Below are 16532 nucleotides of genomic sequence, written 5' to 3' on the forward strand. Positions count from 1 at the left end.
GATGGTGGCCTCACTCTTGGTTGAACAGATCGGGTCTGAGGGCCCGGACTTGTTGCAGATGTGCCAGGGCGTCGGCGAAGCGAAAACGGGTCATGGCATCGTGCATGGCCGGTGCCGCCTCGCCCAGCAGGGGGGCGAGCCTGGCCTGATTGCGCTGGAACAGGATGAAGGCTTCCGCATCGTCTTCCAGCAGCAGCCCGGTCAGCTGGTGCAGCAGGGGGGCCAGCTCGGCGGGGGTTGCCTCCGGCAAGCCGGGGGCGGCAGGGGCCGGCAGCAGTGTCAGCAGGCCGGCGGCCAGTTGTTGCTGCTGTTGCAGCCCCAGTTCGGCCAGCGACAGCAGGCTGGCGGCATCGTCTCCCCGGGCGAGGGCGCTCTCCAGCCGGGCCGAGACCTCCTGCAGCGACCCGGCCCCCAGGGTTGCGGCTATGCCCTTGAGGGTATGGGCCTGGCGATGTGCTTCTTCCCGGTCATTGGTCTGCAAGGCGGCCAGCAGGCTTTCCATCGGCTGGCTCCCCTGGCGGGCGAAGCGTTGCAGCAGATCCCGATACCACTCCCAGTTGTGCATCAAGCGTTGCAGGGCGGTTTCGGCATTGAGGCCGAGCGCCCGCAGCTGTGGCAGCAAGGCGGTGGCGGGGGATGCGCGCGAGGCAGTGAGTCTGCTGCTGACCTCGCGGCTGAAGGAGGTTGCCCAGCGCTGCAGGGCCGCATACAGCCTGTCGGGGTCGATGGGCTTGGCGATGTGATCGTCCATCCCGGCAGCGAGGCAGCGTTCGCGATCACCGGCCATGACGTTGGCCGTCATCGCCAGGATCGGGGTGTGTTGTCCGACGTCTTCCCGCTCGCGCAACAGCCGGGTGGCGGCCAGGCCATCCATCACCGGCATCTGCATGTCCATCAGGATCAGGTCGTAGTGGGTCTGGGCCACCATCTCCAGCGCGATGGCGCCATTACTGGCGATGCTGACATCGGCGCCGACCGCCCGCAGCAGCTCCAGCGCCACCTGCTGATTGAGATCGTTGTCTTCCGCCAGCAGGATCCTGAGCCCGTCGAAGCGGTAGTGATGGGTTGCCTGGGGTGGCTTGAAGGTGAGGGGACTTGCCTGCTGGCCGAACAGGCCGATGACGGTATCGAACAGCACGGAGGCGCATACCGGCTTGACCAGCACCCGATCAAAGCCGGCGGTATCGGCCTGGCGAAAGACCTCCTCCCGTCCGTAGCCGGTCACCATGACCCGGTAGGGACGCTGGCCCATGCCGCGGGCGATGAGGCGGCGGCCGGTCTCGATGCCATCCAGCCCTGGCATGTGCCAGTCCAGCAATACCACTTCGTAGGGCTGCCCTTCCTGCTCGGCGCCGGCGATCATCTGCAGTGCCTGCTGACCCGATTCGGCGGTGTCCACCACAAAGCTCATGCTGCGCAGCAGGGCGGCCATGATGGTGCGGGCGCTGGCACTGTCATCGGCCACCAGCATGCGGCGCCCGCGCAGATCCAGGCTCGGCAGATAACGGGATCTGCGCCTGCCCCGGCCGAGTCGGGCGGTAAACCAGAAGGTACTGCCCTGGCCCGGTTCGCTCTGTACCCCCACCTCGCCGCCCATCAGCTCCGCCAGTTTGCGGGAGATGGCGAGGCCGAGGCCGGTGCCGCCGTATTTGCGGGTGGTGGAGCTGTCCGCCTGCTGGAATGACTGGAACAGCCGCTGCTGCTGCTCCTGGCTCATGCCGATCCCGGTGTCCTGTACCGAGCAGTGCAGCAACACCTCCTGGGGTTGTTTCTCCAGGCAGCTGACCTTGACCAGGATCTCCCCCTGCTCGGTGAACTTGACCGCGTTGTTGGCGTAGTTGATCAGGATCTGGCCGAGGCGAAGGGGATCGCCATAGAGCAGGGTGTCGAGCTGGTGATCGACCTCGAACAGCAGTTCTATACCCTTGGCCTCCGCCTTTTCACCCACCAGAGTGGCCAGATTCTCCAGCACATGGTCGAGATCGAACTCGATCCGCTCTAGATCCAGTTTGCCGGCCTCAATCTTGGAGAAGTCGAGGATGTCGTTGATGATGCCGAGCAGATGCTGGGCCGAACGCTGGATCTTGCTGACGTAGTCGAACTGCTGCGGATCGAGCCGGGTCTGCAGGGCGAGATGGGACATGCCGAGGATGGCGTTCATGGGGGTGCGGATCTCGTGGCTCATGTTGGCGAGAAAATCGCTCTTGGCCCGGGTCGCGCTCTCCGCCAGCTCATAGGCCACTTCCAGCTCCTGGTTCTTGGCCTGCATCACCGCAAACAGCTCGTCCCGGGTCGGTTCGGCGAACTGCCGCTGCATCTGTTGCAGCAGCAGTTCATCAGGCCAGCGGGGCAGGCGGTAGACCAGGGCGATGGCGTTGTCCGCCTGTGATACCAGCCGGATGCCACGTGAATGGCGGCCGTCCGGCTCGGGGGCAATAGGGGCATCAGCCGAGAGCGAGAGCCACAACTCCTGCGCGTGCGGCTCCAGCCACACCTGCAGTTGCAGCGGCTCAGCGTTTGCCACCAGCTGGCGTACCAGCTCGGAGGTGGCGCCCGCCAGCGGTGCCACGAAGGTGGGACTTCTGTCGAGGCAGGTGAGTACCTGGATCACCTTGCGCCGGGCGGTGAGTGCCGCCGCCGGGCCTGACAGCAGGGTTTCGCCGATCAGTTGCCGCATCTAGTCCTCCTCCCCTGCCAGCACACGCAGCACGATGCAGCTGGCATCGTCGGTGCTGCGGCCACTGTGAGCGATCACCTGGCGTGCCAGCTGGGCGGGCTCGGCGGCCAGATCCAGCGCACCATCGCGCAGGTTGAGGGATTCGCTGATACCGTCCGAATAGAGCATCACCACGTCCCCCGCGACGAGCGGCTGGCGCTGCAGCAAGGGGGTGGGAAAGCGCTCTCCCAGCACCCCATCGCGGGAGATGCCGCGCCACGGCTCGCGGCCGCGCAGGCAGATGCGGGTATTGCCGATGCCGGCATAGCTCAGCTCACCCCGCTCGCCGTTGACCAGGGCCACGCCGGCGGCGGCGCCCCGGGTACCGATGCAGTGCTGGTGCAGCAGTTGCAACAGGCGGGCCGGCTCCTGCTCGCGGGTTTGCTGCAGCGCCGCCTCCAGCACCTGTACCAGCTTGTTGGCCGAGGTGCCGTGGCCGCTTACGTCGATCAGGATCAGCGATACCCCCTCCGGCCCCGGCCGGATGAAGGCCAGATCGCCGGAGACCCGTTCCGGATAGCAGGGGCGGTTCTCGCTGGCCCATGCCAGTTGCAGGCCGGCGTACAACTGGCCGGCACAGGCGAGGGGGGCGATTGGCTTGGATACCAGAGGCGCCGCGCCCAGCCATTTGCGGGCCTGCACCAGAGTTCCCCCTTCCGGCGGGGTGCTGATGGTGAGCTCCGACATCATGCGGCGCACGCCGGGCAGGCCTAGCCCCAGGGTGCCTGAGGTGCTGTAGTGATCCTGCATGGCCTGATGCACGTCCCCAATGCCGGGGCCCTGATCGCGGGCAACGATGTCGATGCAGGGGCGCCCTCTGGGATGGTGGAGGGTGAGGGTGATCTCCCCCCGCTCGGCGTATTTCAGGATGTTGCTGCCAAGCTCGGAGACCACGGTGGAGAGCATGGCACGGTCCACCTCGGACAGGTTGGCGATGAAGGGGAGGCGGCGCACCGCCATCACTGTCAGGTGCAGGTCGATGTCGTGGCGCAGCGGGTAGCTGGCCTCTTGAACGCTCTGTTCCAACTGCATGCTGTGCTACTCCCCATCCTTGAGCGTCGTGCGAACATGGGCGAAGGCATCGTCCATGTCGAGAAAGCAGCGCAGCGGCCCGGGCTCGGCATCGGCCAGCGCCAGAAAGGCGGCGATCCCCGCATTCAGTCCCACCAGCAGGCAGACGGCACCGAGCAGGCGACACACTTCGGCCAGTTTGCGTACCTGCCTGAATTCGTGGTGATCGAGCAGCATGACCCCGGAGAAGTCGAGCAATACCGCGTGCTGGCGGCCCAGCATCAGCCGCTGGGAGAGGGCCTGCATCAGTTGTTGCATGCCCTCGTCACCGAGGTCGGGGCGCATGCTGACCACGATGCAGTCGGCCACGTCGGCGATGCCCAGATCATTGTTGAGCAGCATGCATCTCTCCTAGAGGGTGGATCCGACCCGCTTGAGGGCGATCTCGAAGGCATCCCGCAGGGTCGCCGTGGTGCGGATGTCGCCGACAGAGACCCCCAGCTCCACCATGGTGCGGGCGATGGCCGGCGAGACGCCGGAGATGATGGCCTCGCACCCCATGAACTGGGTCGCCTTGGTGATCTTGATCAGCTGGTTGGCGACGCCGGTATCCACGGTGGCGACCCCGGCGATGTCCAGCACGAAGACCCGGGCCCGGGTCTCGGCAATCTTGGTGAGCGACTTGTTCATCACGTCGGCGGTGCGCATGGAATCGATGATCCCCACCAGCGGCAGCAGCAGGATCCCGTCCCAGATGGGGGTGACCGGGGTCGACATCTCCTGCAGCGACTTGTGCAGCTCCTCGCGCACCCTGGCGGCCTCTTCGGCCTCCTCCATGGCGCGCTTGAGCTGGCGATGCTGCGCCACCTGGGCCGTGATGTCGGTGGCAAACTTGACGATCTTGCTGGGCTTGCCAGTGAGATCCAGCACCGGGTTGTAGGAGCCCTGGATCCAGATCTCTTCCCCCTGTTTGCCGAGCCGGCAGAACTCTCCCGCCAGGAATTCACCCCGGCGCAGAGTCTCCCAGAAGCTGCGATAGTCGGCCGACTGGGCGTAGTCAGGATCGACCAGCAGCCGGTGGTGCTGGCCCTTCAGCTCCTCCAGCTGATAGCCCACCGTCTCCAGAAAGCGGGCATTGGCATCGAGGATGATGCCATCCAGTGAAAACTCCACCTTGCCCATGACCCGGCTGAGGGCGTTGAGCTGCCCTTCGAAGTTGGCGTTCAACTGCTTCTGCTCGGTCAGATCCATGGTGTATTCGATGACCTGGACCAGTGCACCCTGTTCGTCCAGCTGGGGGCTGCAACTGCCTCGCAGCCATATGTCCCGTCCCTGCCGATCGAGCCGGTGAAACTCGCCCTCCTGTGCCTGCCCCGTCCGCAGCGCCTGCCAACGGGCGGCCTCGTCGGCGGATTCTGCCGCCTCAGCGGGGAGCAGCATGCTGTAGTGCTGACCCTTGAGCTCGGCCAGCTGATATCCCATGATGGCGAGAAAACGGGGGTTGGCATCCAGGATCAAGCCGTCTGGCGCGAGCTCGAGCCGGGCCATCAGCTGGTCGATGGCCTCCAGTCTGGCCTGGGGTGAAGCGGGAGTGACTGTGTTCGAATGGGCAGCTGCGGTGTGCACGTCCATGGCATCTCCAATAAATGGTGCAATTGATTTGAATGTCATTAGAAGGCGTACAGCAGTTATAGCCCACCGGGGCGAGAGCGGGGGGCAAGAAGTGCCGAAAGAGCCTGCTGGTGGATGGGCTTTGGGCCTGGGGAGTTCGTAATGAACCTCTTGTATCGCGACTACCCGCAAGGCGCGCTCACCGCCCTCCACTGTCACGGCGGCTCACAGTTTTGCTACCTGCATCGGGGTGGGGGCGTGATCAGCAGTGAGGCGGCAGGCGTGCTGCTGGTGGCGGGCCAGCTCTGCCTGATCCCGGCCGGGCTGGCCCATGAGTTCAGGGTGCTGCGTCACTCCCGGCTCAGTCTGATCTATCTGGATGACCTGGATGAGGGGAGCGAGCTGACGACCCGCCAGGTGAGCCCGCTGCTGGCCGGCCTGTTCGAGCGGCTGGCGGACATGGCGGAGCCGGGGCTCAGGGATGCCTATCTGACGGTATTGGCGGCCGAGCTGCGACAGGCGCCGGCGGCAGCCGGATTCATGCTGAGCGCGGCGCTGGATGTGCGGCTGCTGCGGGTGCTGGAGCGGGTCTGCCGGCACCCTTCCATCGAATACGGGTTGGCGGAGCTGGCGGCCGATTCAGGTGCCTCGGTGCGCACCCTCAACCGGCTGTTCAGCCAGCAGCTGGGTTGCAGTTTTCGGCAATGGCGGCAACAGGTGGTGATGGGGCGGGCCCGCCAGTTGCAGCAACAGGGCCAGCCGCTGTCGCGGATAGCCCTCGAACTGGGTTACGGGGATTTCAGCGCCTTTTCTCACGCCTTCAATCGCTTCTTGCGGGAGCCGGCGGGGTCGTGAGGCGGGAGCCGAGATCCCGGTCGGCCGGCTCCCCCACCAGCAGGCAGGTCAGCTCATCGGTGTGACTCAGGCGTTCGCCCTGAAAGGTGAACAGGGCGCTTACCTTGCACTCGATCTGGGCGCCGTCGTGACGCCAGGCCCGCACCCGATGCAGGGAGTGAACCCGGTTTCCCTCGGCCAGCAGCGAGACAAAGTGGATCTCGCAGCGGGCCAGGCTCTGGCGCAGGGCCAGCAGATGTTGCTCGAAGGCGGCGCGATCCAGCCGCTGGTCATCCACCAGCTGGACATAGTCCGGGCAGAACCAGTGATCGAGCTCGGCCGGGGTGAAATCGGGGTCGCAGATGACCCGGTTGAGGCAGGCTTGCAGCCGTTGCTTGTAATCCATGATGGGCTCCTGAGTGGATGGGAGTGGCCAGTATGGGGCGCAGCGTCGGCTCCGGCCTTGGCGCCCACGTCATCCTGTTTGGCGATTGTGCCAAGATGGGGGCTTGCCGTGGCGATGCGTGTCACTTGGCCCTGTTTTGTGGCGGGTTTCACGGTTTGCGGTGCCGGCATGGGGCAGGATCGGCCCCCTGTTTCCTTCATGTCACGAGCCGTATCATGTCCTTATCCCCCCGTTTTGCCCTGCTTGCCTCCCTGGTCGCCGCCAGCTTGACCCTGCCCGCCGTGGCGGTCGAAGCCCCGGCCAGCCCCGCCGGTGTCACTGCGGTGACCCTGGCCCAGCAGGCCCCCATTCACTGGGTGTCGGTGACGCAGATTGCCAGGAGCCTGGATGGGTTGCCGCCGATGGCGGTAGGTTTCGACATCGACGACACCCTGCTCTTCTCCAGCCCGGGGTTCTATCGCGGCAAGCAGGAGTTCTCCCCCAACGACGAGAGCTACCTGAAGAACCCGGCCTTCTGGGAGAAGATGAACAACGGCTGGGACGCGTTCAGCGTGCCGAAAGAGGTGGGCAAGGCACTCATCGCCATGCACCTTGAGCGCGGCGATCACATCTATTTCGTCACTGGCCGTTCGGCCACCAGGACTGAGACCGTCAGCAAGACCCTGCAGCAGACCATGAATATTCCGGCCGACCAGCTCAACCCGGTGATCTTCGCCGGCGATCAGCCGGGCCAGAACACCAAGGTGCAGTGGCTCAAGGAGAAGCAGATGAAGATCTTCTACGGCGATGCCGATGGCGACATTAAGGCGGCGCAGGAGCTCGGCATTCGCGGCATCCGGCTGCTGCGCTCGGCCAACTCCACCTACCGGCCGCTGCCGCTGGCTGGCGCGTTGGGGGAGGAGGTGATCGTCAACTCCCAGTACTGACGTTCACCCATGAATGGAAAAAGGGCCGGATCCTGTCAGGATCCGGCCCTTCTTTTTGGCGTCTAGCGGGCGGCGAAGGTATTGCAGCTGGCGGGCTTGCCGCTGTCGAAGCCGCGCTTGAACCAGGCGTAGCGCTGGGCCGAACTGCCGTGGGTGAAGCTGTCCGGGATCACCCGGCCCTGGCTCTGCTGCTGCAGACGGTCGTCGCCGATGGCCTGGGCAGCGTTGAGCGCCTCTTCCAGATCGCCATGCTCCAGTACCTGCTCCCGCTGCATGTAGTGGCCCCAGACGCCGGCAAAGCAGTCAGCCTGCAACTCGAGTTTGACCGACAGCTTGTTCTGATCGGCCCGGCTCAATCCCTGCTGCTGTTCACGCATCTTGCGCTCGATGCCGAGCAGGTTCTGCACGTGGTGGCCCACCTCGTGTGCCACCACGTAGCCCTGGGCGAAGTCGCCGTCGGCCCCCAGCTTGTCGCGCATCTCCTGATAGAAGGAGAGATCGATGTAGACGGTGCGATCCGCCGGGCAGTAGAAGGGGCCCATCACCGACTGGCCCTGGCCGCAGCCGGTACGGGTTGCGCCGCGATAGAGCACCAGTTTGGGGGCCTGATAGCGGTTGCCGCTCTGCTGGAAGATTTCGCCCCAGGCATCCTCGGTGGAGGCGAGCATCACCGAGGTGAACCTGGCGAGGGGATCCTTGGCCGGCTGAGACATCTCCTGACGCTGGGGCTGGCTCTGGGTGGTCGGCTCGCTGAGCAGGGGGGAGAGGTCCACCCCGTAGTAGCCGGCCACCATGACCACCACCAGCAGGATCAGGCGCCCCTTGCCGCCGATGGGGATGCCGCCCCCGCCGCCCTGCTGGCGCCTGTCTTCCACATTGTTGCTCTCACGGCGATCTTGCCAGCGCATATGCTTGCTCCCCTGCTGTCCGGTGGCAGTAATGATAATGGCTGGCGGGGTGGCTTGCCTAACGGGGGCAGGCCGGCGACCGGGTCGCCGGCGGCGGGAGTGGGCGTTTATTCAGCCCAGGGCATCTCGGGCAGGGAGTCCAGAAACTGGCCGTAGCGCTCGAGGTTGAAGGGGCCCTGATCCGCTTCCATCGCCATCAGCTCGGCCCCCAGGGCACAGGCGATATATTGCAGCGCCTCTTCGCGCGGGGTGCCCTTCATCACCAGCCGCATCAGGGTCGCCTTGACCTGCAGCGGGTGGCCGTCGCTGAGCTGGTTGTCGACCATCTCCAGCAGGGTTTGTTCGTCGAAGAACTCGGTGGGTTCGCTCATGCTCTGCTTCCTAGTGATGCCATAAAGGGTGTCAGTATAGCGAGATAGCAATTAACACATTGAAATATTTCGATAAAAACATTTCGGTATGGGCAGTTTTTGTTATTCATAATTAATGTGGGTTTGCTGTCGGCAAACGACAACCATCATAAAATCGCATGGACGGATATCAATATGCCCACCATAGACTCTCTGTTATCCCAGCCCCAGAACCTGCCCAACGTGCCTGAAGTCATGCGCGAACTGGTGCAGACCTTCAACGAGAAAGAGCCGGATATCCTGCTGATTGCCAAGAAGATCAACAAGGATCCGGTGATCTCCGCCAAGCTGCTGCGGCTGGCCAACTCCGCCAAGTTTGGCGGCAGTCGCCAGGTCGCCACCGTCAACGAGGCCGTGGTGCGGCTCGGGGTCGACGTGGTGCGCAACATGGTGCTCGCCTGCGGCCTGACCGGCTCCATCAATGCGGTGCCCGGCATCGATCTCAAACATTTCTGGGGCAAGGTATTCGACGTGGCCGAACTGGCCAGACGGCTGGCCAAGCTCAAGGGCATGAAGGGAGAGGAGGTGTTCACCTGCGCCCTGCTCTACGACATGGGGCGGCTCATCATGCACGTGGGGCTGCCGGAGAACATGGTGAACCACATCAAGGATCTGGAGCCCAGCAAGGGACGCGCCAAGGCCGAGGAGCTGGTGGTCGGCTTCAACTATGCCCAGACCGGGGCCGAGATGGCCAGGCGCTGGCAATTCCCCCTGAGCATCTGCCATGCGGTGGAGTATCACTACAACCCCTTGCTGGCCAAGGAGTTCTCTGTCGAGGCCGCCCTTATCCATCTGGCCATCGCCCTGGCAGCGCAGTCCGACGTGGGGGATGAGGCGCCGCCCGAATGGCCCGCCCAGGTGGCCGAGCGGCTCGGTCTCTCCTGGTCCGACTGCGCGGCGGTGTTCGTGGCGCTGCGCGAGCAGGGCAATGGCTACGCCGGGCTGCTGGCGGCCTGACACGGCTGATTTCATTGACCGGGGCCGCGCTGCGGCCCTTTTTCATGGTGGCGGCCTTGCCAATAGCCGGTGGCGGGGGCAGTCTTGGGGCCTGTCTCTTCTATGCGAGCCCTTGTCATGATCCTCTCCGAGCGCCTGGAACTGCGCGAACTGACCGTTGCCGATGCCCCCTTCATTGTCGAACTGCTCAACGACCCCGACTTTCACCGCTACATCGGCGATCGGGGTATCCGCACTCTGCAGGATGCCGAAAACTACATCCAGCAGGGGCCGGCGGTCAGCTATGCCCGCCACGGTCACGGCCTCTATCTGGTGGCCCGGCGCAGCGACGGCGCCAAGCTAGGCATCTGCGGGTTGATCAAGCGCGATACCCTGCCTTGTGAAGACATAGGCTACGCCTTCCTGCCCGCCTATCGCGGTCAGGGTTATGGCATCGAAGCGGCGCAGGCAGCGCTGCAGGATGGTCGGGAGCGGCTCGGCATCGAGCGGGTGGTCGCCATCGTCACCCCGGGCAACGAGCGCTCGGTGGCGCTGCTGGCCAAGCTGGGGCTGGTGCAGAGCAGGCTGGTCAAACTGAGTGAGGACGCGGATGAGTGTCTGCTGCTGGAGGCTGAAGGAGCGCAGGCTTGTCGGGTCTGAGAGGGCTGGTCAAGAGTGCGGACTAGGTGATACCGGAACAATTTGCGGAAGTGATACAAAGAGGCCGCCGTGAGTTGCGGCCTGTCTGCATCGGGCGCTGCCGTTGGGCAGGCAGGATCAGTTGAGGTCTTCGATGGAGAACTCGCCAGCGATGCCGTCACAGGAGATGGCAAAACCGCCGCTGAAGCGGGTGCTGAACTGGATCAGGAACCCGTCGTCATCGTGCTCTTGCACGGGCAGGTTGATGGGTTTGCTGCGACGCAGGGGTTTGTGTGTTTGTACTGCTTTCATCATGGTATTTCTCTATATCAATTAGGTGTTTGCTCCTTGTATTGGCAAATGTCAGGTCAATGGGCGCGGTCAGCACGATTGCGGACGAGCGCGCAGGAATACCCAGCCCGGTTCAGGGGCGTCTGCACTTTCAAGGAATGCGCCAAGGACCACGCGGATGCATGATGCTACTTGGGAGTGGGCAGATCGGGTCTGCACCGTGAGAGCCGGGCAACGCAGGCAGACAGCCTGAACGGTTCTCAAGGCGAGTAAATCAGAAGAAGGTTATGCGGGTACTGGCAGGATTCATCGTGAGGTGAAGCATTTCAGGGTAAACATAATCAGGGCTGATTAACTAGCCGGCGCGCATTCTCTCCTCGACATGCGTAAAAAGCAAACAATTATTTGCAGTTTTTCCTTGATGGCCGTCTGTCGGCCACAAAAAGGGCTCCCGAGGGAGCCCTTTTTTCATCACCAGGTGACGTCAGCCGGCGACTCAGTAGTCGCCGCTGGCCTTCTTGGCGGCGGTGATCATCGGGGTGATGGTCATGCCCTGTACCACGATGGAAAACATCACCACCGAGTAGGTCATCACCAGGATCACTTCCCGCAGGTCGACGCCGTGTTCCGGCAGCATCATGACGCCGGAGGGCAGCGCCAGCGCCATGGCCATGGCCAGACCGCCGCGCAGGCCGCCCCAGGTGAGGATCCGCACCGAGAACTTGTTGTAGCTGCGATAGCGGCGGAAAGCCATGTAGGGCAGCGACACGCTGATGAAGCGGGCGGCGAGGCAGAGCGGCACCGCGATGACCAGCAGGATCCAGTCACGCCAGGCCAGATCCAGCAGTACCAGCGCCAGACCGATCAGCAGGAACAGCAGGGCGTTGAGGAACTGGTCCATCAATTCCCAGAAGTGATCCAGGTGATGGCTGCTCTGCTCGGAGAAGCCCACGTTCCGGGTCCAGTTGCCGATCATGATGCCGGTCACCACCATGGCCAGGGCGCCGGAGACGCCGATCATGTTGGCGAAGGCGAAGCCGGCGGTCGGGATGCAGAGGGTCAGCAGCAGCTCCAGGGAGCCGTCGTCGGTGGCGCTGATCATCACGTGGGCGATGAGGCCCAGCACGGCGCCGAACAGGATGCCGCCGAGGGCCTCATGCAGGAACAGGCCGGCCACGCTGCCGAAGGTGGGCTCGACGCCGCCGAACGCCACGGCGAACACGGTGGCGAAGATCACCAGGCCGACACCGTCGTTGAACAGCGACTCCCCTTCGATCTGGATGGCGATCTGGGGCGGCGCCTTCATCTTCTTGACGATGGCCAGTACGGCGATGGGGTCGGTGGGGGAGATCAGGGCACCAAACAGCATGCAATAGACCAGCGGCAGCTCCCAGCCCAGCAGCTTGGCGATGAACCAGAAGCCGTAGCCGACCATGAAGGTGGAGAGCAGGGTCGCCACGATGGAGAGAATGGTGATCTCCCACTTCTGGCTGCGCAGGGCTTTCAGATTGATCCCGAGACCACCGGCGAACAGCAGGAAGCCCAGGATCCCCTTCAGCAGGAAATTCTGGAAGTCGATGCTCTCCATGGTCTTGACGGCCAGGGGTTCCAGATTGAACCAGCCCAGCTTACCGAACAGCACCAGCAGCGCGGAGATCAGCATGGAGCCCGCAGTGATGGCGATGGTGGTCTGGATCTTCACAACATACTGATTGGCAAAGGCGATAAAGATCGCCAACGCTGCCAGGAAGCAGAGTGTGTAGTAGACGCTCATAGTTATTTTTCTCTTTAGTAAACAGCAAGCACGTGTCCGGATTGAGGACGGGCATAGGGTACTCTTGGGTTACATGTTACTCATTACCTATTTATGAGTATATAGGTCGCTAATATAGACAGATAGACGGCTAGATTTCCATTTGATTTGTTTGCTGTTAGGATGCTGTTTACGCAGTTGCATGGATGTAAGAGGAACGAGCGGTGTCGAACAAAAAGTCGGATGTGACAAACAAACTGGAAGCCTATCTCAAGGAGCGGATCCTGATCATCGATGGCGCCATGGGCACCATGATCCAGGGCTACAAGCTCGGTGAGGCCGATTATCGCGGCGCGCGCTTCGCCGACTGGCACACCGATATCAAGGGCAACAATGACCTGCTGGTGCTGACCCGTCCCGCCGTGATTCGCGAGATCCACGAGCAGTACTGCGCCGCCGGCGCCGACATCCTCGAGACCAACACCTTCAACGCCACCCGCATCGCCATGGCCGACTACGAGATGGAAGAGTTCTCGGCCGAGATCAACCGCGAGGCGGCCCGGCTGGCGCGCGCCGTGGCAGATGAATGGACGGCGAAAGAGCCCCACAAGCCGCGCTTCGTGGCCGGGGTCTTGGGCCCGACCAACCGCACCGCCTCCATCTCGCCGGATGTGAACGATCCCGGCAAGCGCAATGTCACCTATGACCAGCTGGTGGCCGCCTACACCGAATCGACCCACGCCCTGATCGAGGGCGGTGCCGACATCATTCTGATCGAGACCATCTTCGATACCCTCAACGCCAAAGCCGCCGCCTTCGCGGTGGAAGGGGTGTTCGAGGCGCTGGGCTACAGCCTGCCGGTGATGATCTCCGGCACCATCACGGATGCCTCCGGTCGTACCCTCTCCGGCCAGACCACCGAAGCCTTCTATCACTCGCTGCGCCACGTCAAACCCATCTCGTTCGGCCTCAACTGCGCGCTCGGCCCGGACGAGCTGCGCCAGTACGTGGAAGAGCTGTCGCGCATCAGCGAGACCCATGTCAGCGCCCACCCCAACGCGGGCCTGCCCAACGCGTTTGGCGAGTACGACCTCGATGCCGTCGAGATGGCCGAGCATATCCGCGAGTGGGCCCAAAGCGGCTTTCTCAACCTGGTCGGCGGCTGCTGTGGCACCACCCCGACCCATATTCGCGCCATGGCCGACGCCGTGGCGGGCATCAAGCCGCGCGTCCTGCCGGATCTGCCGGTAGCCTGCCGCCTGTCGGGCCTCGAGCCCCTCATCATCACCCCCGAATCCATGTTCGTGAACGTGGGGGAGCGCACCAATGTCACCGGTTCGGCCAAGTTCAAGCGGCTGATCAAGGAGGGGCTCTACGACGAGGCCCTCGACGTCGCCAAGCAGCAGGTAGAGAGCGGCGCCCAGATCATCGACATCAACATGGATGAGGGGATGCTGGATGCCGAGGCGGCCATGGTGCGCTTCCTGAACCTCATCGCCGGCGAGCCGGACATCGCCCGGGTGCCTGTGATGATCGACTCCTCCAAGTGGGAGGTGCTGGAGGCCGGCCTCAAGTGTGTGCAGGGCAAGCCGGTGGTCAACTCCATCTCCATGAAGGAGGGGGAGGAGAAATTCATCCAGCAGGCCAGATTGCTGCGCCGCTACGGCGCCGCCGTCATCGTGATGGCGTTCGACGAAGTGGGCCAGGCCGATACCCGTGCCCGCAAGTTCGAGATCTGCCAGCGCGCCTACCGCATTCTGGTGGACCGGGTGGGCTTCCCGCCGGAAGACATCATCTTCGACCCCAATATCTTCGCGGTAGCGACCGGCATCGACGAGCACAACAACTACGCGGTGGACTTCATCGACGCGGTGAAGGACATCAAGCAGAACCTGCCCCACGCCATGATCTCCGGCGGCGTCTCCAATGTCTCGTTTTCGTTTCGTGGCAACGAGCCGGTGCGTGAGGCGATCCACGCGGTGTTCCTCTATCACGCCATCCAGAACGGCATGGACATGGGGATCGTCAACGCCGGTCAGCTGGCCATCTACGAAGACATCCCCGCCGAGCTGAAGGAGAAGGTCGAGGCGGTGGTGCTGAACCTCAATCCGGACGCCACCGAGGCGCTGCTGGCCATCGCCGAGCGCTATCGCGGTGGTGGTGCCCAGGCCGAGGATCCACGGGATCAGGCGTGGCGCAGCTGGCCGGTGGGCAAGCGGCTGGAGCATGCGCTGGTCAAGGGGATCACCGATTTCATCGAGGAGGATACCGAGGAGGCGCGCAGCCAGGCCGAGAAGCCGCTGCACGTGATCGAAGGGCCGCTGATGGACGGCATGAACGTGGTGGGCGATCTGTTCGGCGCCGGCAAGATGTTCCTGCCCCAGGTGGTCAAGTCGGCGCGGGTGATGAAGCGGGCGGTCGCCTACCTGCAGCCCTATATCGAAGCGGAGAAGTCCGGCGGTTCCAGCAACGGCAAAATCGTGATGGCCACCGTGAAGGGGGACGTGCACGACATCGGCAAGAACATCGTCGGGGTGGTACTGCAGTGCAACAACTACGAGATCGTCGATCTCGGGGTCATGGTCTCTTGCGAGACGATCCTCAAGACGGCGCGGGAGGTCAATGCCGACATCATCGGCCTGTCGGGCCTGATCACCCCGTCCCTGGACGAGATGGTACACGTGGCGAAAGAGATGGAGCGCCAGGGCTTCAAGCTGCCGCTGCTCATCGGTGGCGCCACCACCTCCAAGGCCCACACCGCGGTGAAGATAGAGCAGAACTACTCCGAGCCGGTGGTCTATGTCTCCAACGCCTCCCGCGCGGTGGGGGTGGCCCAGAGCCTGCTGAGCCCTGAGCTCAAGCCCGCCTTCGTGGCCCGCATCGACAAGGAGTACGAGATTGCCCGCGAGCAGCACGCCCGCAAGCAGCCGCGTTCCAAGCCGGTCAGTCTGGCCCACGCCCGTGCCAACCGTCATCAGCTGGACTGGGTCGGCTATCAGCCACCCAAGCCCCGGGAGCCTGGCGTGCAGACCTTCGAGGATGTGCCGGTCTCGGTGCTGCGCCCCTACATCGACTGGACGCCGTTCTTCCTCAGCTGGGAGCTGGCGGGCAAGTTCCCCCGCATCCTGGAAGATGAAGTGGTGGGGGAGGAGGCCACGCGCCTTTACGCCGACGCCAACGCCATGCTGGATCAGCTGGAGCAAGATCGGAGCGTGCGCTGCGCCGGCATCATAGGCCTGTTCCCCGCCAACGCCGTTGGCGACAGCATCGAGGTCTACACCGACGAGTCGCGCAGCGAGGTGCGCAAGGTGCTGCACCATCTGCGCCAGCAGAGCGAGAAGCAGGGCTTCCCCAACTACTGTCTGGCAGACTATGTGGCGCCGAAAGAGAGCGGCAAGCCCGACTGGATCGGCGCCTTCGCGGTGACCGGCGGCATCGGCGAGGAGGCCATCGCCAAGGCCTACAAGGCAGAGCACGACGACTACAACGCCATCCTCATTCAGGCGGTGTGCGATCGCCTCGCCGAAGCCTTCGCCGAGTACCTGCACGAACAGGTGCGCAAAGTGCACTGGGGCTATGCCCCCAACGAAGCGCTCAGCAACGAGGAGCTGATCCGCGAGAACTATCGCGGCATCCGCCCGGCACCGGGTTACCCGGCCTGCCCGGAGCACACCGAGAAGGGCAGCATCTGGGAACTGCTAGGGGTGGAGCAGGCCATCGGCATGAAGCTCACCGAATCCTACGCCATGTGGCCGGGGGCGGCGGTGTCGGGCTGGTACTTCTCTCATCCCGACAGCAAGTACTTCGCGGTGGCGCAGATCCAGCCCGATCAGGTGGAAGATTATGCCCAGCGCAAGGGCATGACGCTGGCCGAAGCCGAGCGCTGGCTGGGGCCAAACCTGCATTAAAGGGGTGGCAACCGGGTCAATCCCGATTGATCCTGGATGAACAACGGCGGCATCCTGTACTGGGGGACAGACCAGTCTGGTGCCGCCGTTTGACAAGCTAGTGACGGTGGGATGGCAGCGCAGGTTTCTGTGTGGTTTGTCTTGTTGTCAGGAGAAACAATTGGCGTTGTCTTGGCGCTGTGG

Annotated in this window: 14 protein-coding genes; 5 read left to right on the plus strand and 9 right to left on the minus strand. The window is 63.7% G+C overall.

The window, feature by feature from the left end; all coding sequences use genetic code 11:
• Window positions 1–10: 10 nt before the first annotated feature.
• From R2E40_RS02030 to R2E40_RS02045, 4 genes are read right to left on the minus strand one after another with little or no spacing between them, the layout of a single operon-like run.
• Complete coding sequence (locus R2E40_RS02030) at window positions 11–2677, minus strand: response regulator (RefSeq protein ID WP_318164632.1); 2667 nt, start codon at window positions 2675–2677, stop codon at window positions 11–13.
• Window positions 2678–3748, minus strand: a complete 1071-nt coding sequence (locus R2E40_RS02035; protein WP_318164633.1) for an ATP-binding SpoIIE family protein phosphatase — start codon at window positions 3746–3748, stop codon at window positions 2678–2680.
• Between the two features lie 6 nt (window positions 3749–3754).
• A complete protein-coding gene (locus R2E40_RS02040) occupies window positions 3755–4129 on the minus strand; it encodes an anti-anti-sigma factor (RefSeq protein WP_223951051.1) in 375 nt (124 codons plus the stop codon).
• A 9-nt stretch (window positions 4130–4138) separates the two neighbouring features.
• Window positions 4139–5359: a PAS domain-containing protein gene (locus tag R2E40_RS02045; RefSeq protein ID WP_318164634.1), complete on the minus strand. Its 1221-nt coding sequence runs from the start codon at window positions 5357–5359 to the stop codon at window positions 4139–4141.
• Between the two features lie 141 nt (window positions 5360–5500).
• On the opposite strand from R2E40_RS02045, the gene R2E40_RS02050 reads away from it, so the two are divergent.
• Entirely contained in the window at window positions 5501–6193 is a 693-nt protein-coding gene (locus R2E40_RS02050) for an AraC family transcriptional regulator (RefSeq protein ID WP_318164635.1), read from the plus strand.
• Here R2E40_RS02050 and R2E40_RS02055 read toward each other — a convergent pair.
• Window positions 6159–6578 carry a nuclear transport factor 2 family protein gene (locus R2E40_RS02055; RefSeq protein ID WP_318164636.1) on the minus strand — a complete coding sequence of 140 codons (420 nt, stop codon included), beginning with the start codon at window positions 6576–6578 and terminating at the stop codon, window positions 6159–6161. The genes R2E40_RS02050 and R2E40_RS02055 overlap by 35 nt on opposite strands.
• Window positions 6579–6793: 215 nt before the next feature.
• Here R2E40_RS02055 and aphA point away from each other — a divergent pair, with 215 nt between their 5' ends.
• On the plus strand, window positions 6794–7504 hold the full coding sequence (aphA, locus tag R2E40_RS02060; protein ID WP_318164637.1) for an acid phosphatase AphA: 711 nt from the start codon (window positions 6794–6796) through the stop codon (window positions 7502–7504).
• A gap of 62 nt (window positions 7505–7566) precedes the next feature.
• Here aphA and R2E40_RS02065 read toward each other — a convergent pair whose 3' ends face one another.
• Together R2E40_RS02065 and R2E40_RS02070 are read right to left on the minus strand one after the other, a co-directional pair.
• Window positions 7567–8412 (minus strand): neutral zinc metallopeptidase, encoded by an 846-nt coding sequence (locus R2E40_RS02065; RefSeq protein WP_318164638.1) that lies wholly within the window; start codon window positions 8410–8412, stop codon window positions 7567–7569.
• Window positions 8413–8519: 107 nt separating this feature from the next.
• Entirely contained in the window at window positions 8520–8783 is a 264-nt protein-coding gene (locus R2E40_RS02070) for a hypothetical protein (protein ID WP_005308154.1), read from the minus strand.
• Between the two features lie 174 nt (window positions 8784–8957).
• Between R2E40_RS02070 and R2E40_RS02075 the strand changes: the two genes are divergently transcribed.
• Window positions 8958–9779, plus strand: coding sequence for an HDOD domain-containing protein (locus R2E40_RS02075; protein WP_318164639.1), 822 nt, complete (start codon window positions 8958–8960; stop codon window positions 9777–9779).
• A 117-nt stretch (window positions 9780–9896) separates the two neighbouring features.
• Window positions 9897–10418: a GNAT family N-acetyltransferase gene (locus tag R2E40_RS02080; protein WP_318165526.1), complete on the plus strand. Its 522-nt coding sequence runs from the start codon at window positions 9897–9899 to the stop codon at window positions 10416–10418.
• 117 nt (window positions 10419–10535) lie between these two features.
• Here the strand turns inward: R2E40_RS02080 and R2E40_RS02085 are convergent, their stop codons facing one another.
• Complete coding sequence (locus R2E40_RS02085) at window positions 10536–10712, minus strand: hypothetical protein (protein ID WP_017408838.1); 177 nt, start codon at window positions 10710–10712, stop codon at window positions 10536–10538.
• Window positions 10713–11184: 472 nt separating this feature from the next.
• Window positions 11185–12462, minus strand: a complete 1278-nt coding sequence (locus R2E40_RS02090) for a cation:proton antiporter (protein WP_042064951.1) — start codon at window positions 12460–12462, stop codon at window positions 11185–11187.
• A gap of 203 nt (window positions 12463–12665) precedes the next feature.
• Between R2E40_RS02090 and metH the strand changes: the two genes are divergently transcribed.
• Window positions 12666–16349: a methionine synthase gene (gene metH / locus R2E40_RS02095; RefSeq protein ID WP_318164640.1), complete on the plus strand. Its 3684-nt coding sequence runs from the start codon at window positions 12666–12668 to the stop codon at window positions 16347–16349.
• The last annotated feature ends 183 nt before the right edge of the window (window positions 16350–16532 follow it).

The organism is Aeromonas sp. CD (assembly GCF_033349375.1).
GTDB lineage: Bacteria > Pseudomonadota > Gammaproteobacteria > Enterobacterales > Aeromonadaceae > Aeromonas > Aeromonas hydrophila.

Excerpts from the sequence above, each read along its gene's own strand:
- R2E40_RS02030 (WP_318164632.1), bottom strand. The coding sequence starts at position 2,677 with ATGCGGCAACTGATCGGCGAAACCCTGCTGTCAGGCCCGGCGGCGGCA.
- R2E40_RS02035 (WP_318164633.1), bottom strand. The coding sequence starts at position 3,748 with ATGCAGTTGGAACAGAGCGTTCAAGAGGCCAGCTACCCGCTGCGCCAC.
- R2E40_RS02040 (WP_223951051.1), bottom strand. The coding sequence starts at position 4,129 with ATGCTGCTCAACAATGATCTGGGCATCGCCGACGTGGCCGACTGCATC.
- R2E40_RS02045 (WP_318164634.1), bottom strand. The coding sequence starts at position 5,359 with ATGGACGTGCACACCGCAGCTGCCCATTCGAACACAGTCACTCCCGCT.
- R2E40_RS02050 (WP_318164635.1), top strand. The coding sequence starts at position 5,501 with ATGAACCTCTTGTATCGCGACTACCCGCAAGGCGCGCTCACCGCCCTC.
- R2E40_RS02055 (WP_318164636.1), bottom strand. The coding sequence starts at position 6,578 with ATGGATTACAAGCAACGGCTGCAAGCCTGCCTCAACCGGGTCATCTGC.
- aphA (WP_318164637.1), top strand. The coding sequence starts at position 6,794 with ATGTCCTTATCCCCCCGTTTTGCCCTGCTTGCCTCCCTGGTCGCCGCC.
- R2E40_RS02065 (WP_318164638.1), bottom strand. The coding sequence starts at position 8,412 with ATGCGCTGGCAAGATCGCCGTGAGAGCAACAATGTGGAAGACAGGCGC.
- R2E40_RS02070 (WP_005308154.1), bottom strand. The coding sequence starts at position 8,783 with ATGAGCGAACCCACCGAGTTCTTCGACGAACAAACCCTGCTGGAGATG.
- R2E40_RS02075 (WP_318164639.1), top strand. The coding sequence starts at position 8,958 with ATGCCCACCATAGACTCTCTGTTATCCCAGCCCCAGAACCTGCCCAAC.
- R2E40_RS02080 (WP_318165526.1), top strand. The coding sequence starts at position 9,897 with ATGATCCTCTCCGAGCGCCTGGAACTGCGCGAACTGACCGTTGCCGAT.
- R2E40_RS02085 (WP_017408838.1), bottom strand. The coding sequence starts at position 10,712 with ATGATGAAAGCAGTACAAACACACAAACCCCTGCGTCGCAGCAAACCC.
- R2E40_RS02090 (WP_042064951.1), bottom strand. The coding sequence starts at position 12,462 with ATGAGCGTCTACTACACACTCTGCTTCCTGGCAGCGTTGGCGATCTTT.